Below are 4326 nucleotides of genomic sequence, written 5' to 3'. Positions count from 1 at the left end.
ATCCACTGGAGGATTAGACATAGAAATCACTTGAGACCCAACATAAATATTCATATTTCGAATTTTAAGTAATGGATGTTTATAAGCGACAGCCAACGTCCATCCCACTGTATTGGTAGAAGCTAGAAAAAAAGTACAATCTCTTACCGTTCCGGGAATACCACCTACTATATAAGTTCCAGCTCCACCTTTTTGTACAAATTCAGTTACATTCGCAGAGCGAACATAGAAAACTTGACCGCCAAAGACGGACTCTTCTCGTGCAGTGAAGGCATCTGGTGCGATGGATACAGTAGCAGCTGGGGTAGTAAAAGTAATCGAAGTATTGATAGCTGAACGAACATCAGTATATTGATCTTTAGTCGATCCACCCCAGATCAACTCGGCATACAATATTTCACTGTCTGCAGGGATTCTCAGCATAGCCAAAGAGGAATTTTCTTGCCAGTTCATTGTACTTCCAGCTGGATAGCCTGACACTTGTTTAGAACTATCTGTTGTCAAAAAAGCCCCGATATCTGTACTTCCATCTGCATAACCTAATGTATTTCCTGTAAATGTAATCGCACCATTGGTTGTTTGGGTGAAACGATGAATAAATGGCATATTCTTCCCCCTTTTCAATCTAAATAAAGCTATAAATTCTTGTGCTTCTTTCTCATTAATCTACTAACAACAAATCTGCTTAGCAATTTCTAATTTATCTTTTAATAATTTCTCCAACTGTGTAGCTTTTTGGACTACTTTTTCGACACTCTGATTAATCCTAGCAAGTTCTTGGGCAGAGATTCGTTCTTCTTCAAATGCCTTTACCGCTTCTTGTACCTTTACACTTTCTGCTTGAAGGATTTTCATCAAACCGAGCTCTTGTTGTGCTACTGATTCAAAAATCTGATTTTGTGCTTTTTGACAATCGGTCTCTAACCACGCCGTAATTAGGTTACTTGTTACTATTTCCTCACGCACATTGCTACCTGGTTTCAGCTGAAATTGATAAATTGCCTCTGCTTGGTTATCTACTTTCACTGGCAACGGACTCTGTAACGCTACTTGAAATGTAATCACAGCTGTTTGGCCAGGAATTAATGTACCAAGAGGAATTCCTGTTGTTAAATCATCAAGCACCGGTGCACCATTTACTTTTAAACTCCCTGGAACGAGTACCGTTCCTGTAGGTATGACATCTTTAATAGAAATTGCATTTACTGAAGTATCTCCATTATTGGTAATATCGAGCGTGTAGGTGATAATATCTCCCTTTTTATCGTAAACCGAACGATCTTCACTTTTCACGAGATCGACTTGTACATGCTTAATGATAGTATTTACTTCATTTGAGCTACTAGATCCTGATGTGAGAGGTAAACCCGCTGCACTTTGGAACTCGTAATCCAGCTTACCCGTAYTAGTCACCTTTCCATCTGTAGGGACTGCAATCACTTTCACTTTAAATATGATCTCGACTGGCCCTTCTATGCTTACAAATCCGATATTGACTCCTTTAGCTGGATTTTCTCCGGGTTTGGCTTGCCCATCGATAGTTAAGCTGTTCTGCACAAATTCTAACTCATCTGGAAGAATATCTTTAAAAATGGAATTCTGAGCTTCTACTAGTCCACTATTTTCTACTAAAATTGTGTAAGTTAACTCATCTCCGACTATTGCTATATCTTTATCCACTTGTTTGTCTATCTTAAGTTCCGGACTATTCACATCAATTTGAATCCCTAATCCAGAAAGGATGAATCCATCCATATCTGTTTTGAACCGAGCAATCGCTTCAGTTTGTGAGATTTCCATGGCGTTTGAAATATCCACATTCGTAATATCCCAGCCATAGCGCTGTGTAGACTGTTTTTGCCCTGGGGTTACATTACTATTTCCCGCTGTCCCACTAGTATCTAAATTTCCACCATCATCATTAATCTGTGAAGCGAAAAAGTTATCCACTAAGTTATTCGGTCCAGAAATGGCTTGTAATTGGCCTGGGGATGGACCAAATAAAAATTGGTCCTTAGAAATGAAACTATCGCCTTCGATAGCAGTCAATAAAGCTCTTGCCTGAAACGGTTTGGATTCAGGTGTCCCAAAACCTTTAATTTTTTGATCCACTACATTCCCTCTTTCAACAGATGCCACACCAACATATAAGTTCATATTTCGTGAAGGTAAAGAAGGATTTTTATATATAACAGCAAGCGTCCATCCTGCTGCATTACTTTTACTTGGCCGTTGGATTGTGGCTGGTACCCCACTTACAGTATAAGAACCTGCCCCACTCGCCTTTATTAGTTTAGTAACATCAGCTGTACGAATATAAAATGTGTGATTTTCATGCACTACTACTTGGGCCGTTGTAGCATCAGGAGATATTGTTTGTATTGAACCTTGTGGGTTAGTTAAGGAAATGGGAACGTTAATATAATCAACTCTGCATACAGCACTTCACTAGCTACAGGAAATTTCAGAAATGCTTGAGAAGCATTCAATTTCCAATTCAATGTACTACCTATTGGATAACTTGGGACTTGTTGGGTAAGATCCAACGTAATGAATGCTCCAATGTCATTATAGCTAGGATTATTCGAACCAAATCCTAGCGTATTACCTGTAAACGTCATCGCACCATTTGTAGTCGTTGTATAACGCTGAACTATTGACATTCTCTTCGTCCTTTCTATAACAACTAGAATAATAACTATTATTTTATTTTTTAATAAAACTTAAGGGGGATTTTAATTCATATAATTGCCTCCTATGTAAATATTTGATAACACAAATTATATTTCAATCACTGAAAAACTATATCTATAATTAAATGTTCTTTCTATTTATCATTATTTATCTGATTTTTCAGGTAAATATATTTCAAATCCAGTTCTGCTGTGAAAATCATTTAATAGGAATACCACCACATCTCTATTAGGCTAATAATAAAAAAATGATATCATTCAAATTTTTCAGTTAACAATTATAAAGATTTTGATATTTGGACAGATTGTAACTCCTAGCATTTATCGTTTGAAGGTTGAAACAAAACATACTGATGATAAAATAGGAATATTTTACACTGGTCCAATCGAATTGAAGAATAGGGATTGGTGGAACAATACAGACAAAAAAGCAACTAATTGAAATTGGTCGCTTTTTTGTCTTCTATTTACTTGGCCTCTTATAGGGAACAGCCGAGATACGTGTAAAAATAGGTCATAGACTTACTTTTATGGTTCTGGTGCAAAAACTATATGACTTATGTAACTAATCTCTGAAACTTGGACATACTGATACTAGTACTCTAAAAAAGGACGTGATTAGTATGGAAAAGCAAAACCTATTCAAGTGGAAACAGATTATTCAGTATTTTCTTTAAGGGATTGAACAGGCATGCACGATTGCCCAAACTGTTCAATTGGACAAAACATTGGAGGAATGGCCTGGTGAAACCCCGGGCGGTGTGCTACGCAATATTGCATCTCACAACTCCTACCATTTAGGAGAAATTGTGCTGATTCGCAGATTATTTAGCGCTTGGCCACCGCCAACAGGCGGATATCCGGCCTAAACAAGGAAAGGGTTCCCCCCATCCCCATCAACTTAAGAAAAATAAACGCCCCCAAAACGAAAAAAATGAGCTGACTTCTCAAAGTAACTACCTGTAGAGAAAGTGAATTTTGGTTTTGGGGGTACTTCAAAACCTTAGCTTGATGGCGATGGGGCTTATTATAACTCGTCATAATAACTGTAATTTTAGGCAAATATTACTCTCCTCCTTATCATTAAATAAAAAATAGTTACGTTATTATATAAAGAGAAAGGACGAACCGTTCCGATAATTTTAAAAAAGATTTATATATGTAATAAAATGATAAAGTAGCTATTTTATTTGCCCATGCATCTTTTTTATAATCCGCTATAGTCTATACCATATCTATGAACAAGTAATAAACTATTTAAGTACAAAAAAGAAAATATCAATAGTTAGAAACAACTAACTCCAAAGATTCAATTAATATTCACCTGAAAATATTAAGCTATCCAAAATTCTCACAAGAGGTGACAACTTTGAAACCCCTAATTTCAATTATCCTCACTAGCTATAATAAACCTTCTTTAATTAATCAAGTTATTGAAAGTGTTCAGATGCAAACTTTTAAAGAATGGGAACTTTTTATTATGGATGATAACTCTTATCCAGATACTATAAATATCATAAAAAAGTATTTAGATGACCCTCGAATTTATTATAAGAATAGTTTTATACAAGGTAATGAAAGATATAAAACCACAAGATATGCAACGCTCATTAATGAGGCGCTTCCATTAACA

Annotated in this window: 2 protein-coding genes and 3 pseudogenes; 2 read left to right on the top strand and 3 right to left on the bottom strand. The window is 36.1% G+C overall.

The features are described from left to right. Together AC1DJR_RS26315 and AC1DJR_RS26310 are read right to left on the bottom strand one after the other, a co-directional pair. Positions 1-606, bottom strand: a pseudogene (locus tag AC1DJR_RS26315) (DUF11 domain-containing protein); the annotation flags it as partial. A gap of 63 nt (positions 607-669) precedes the next feature. Further along, positions 670-2663: pseudogene (locus AC1DJR_RS26310) on the bottom strand (alpha-helical endospore appendage domain-containing protein). 674 nt (positions 2664-3337) lie between these two features. On the opposite strand from AC1DJR_RS26310, the pseudogene AC1DJR_RS26305 reads away from it, so the two are divergent. Continuing rightward, positions 3338-3562 (top strand): annotated as a pseudogene (locus AC1DJR_RS26305) (DinB family protein); the annotation flags it as partial. On the opposite strand, the gene AC1DJR_RS26300 reads toward AC1DJR_RS26305, so the two are convergent. Beyond that, a complete protein-coding gene (locus AC1DJR_RS26300; protein ID WP_477003893.1) occupies positions 3522-3755 on the bottom strand; it encodes a hypothetical protein in 234 nt (77 codons plus the stop codon). The pseudogene AC1DJR_RS26305 and the gene AC1DJR_RS26300 sit on opposite strands and share 41 nt — an antisense overlap. Positions 3756-4062: 307 nt before the next feature. Here AC1DJR_RS26300 and AC1DJR_RS26295 point away from each other — a divergent pair. Further along, a partial coding sequence (locus AC1DJR_RS26295; RefSeq protein ID WP_477003892.1) for a glycosyltransferase occupies positions 4063-4326 on the top strand: 264 nt, incomplete at its 3' end.

The sequence above is a fragment of the Bacillus sp. 05T31 genome (genome assembly GCF_056396725.1).
Note: the sequence above shows the minus strand (reverse complement) of the source record. Positions and strands in the feature narration are given on the sequence as shown.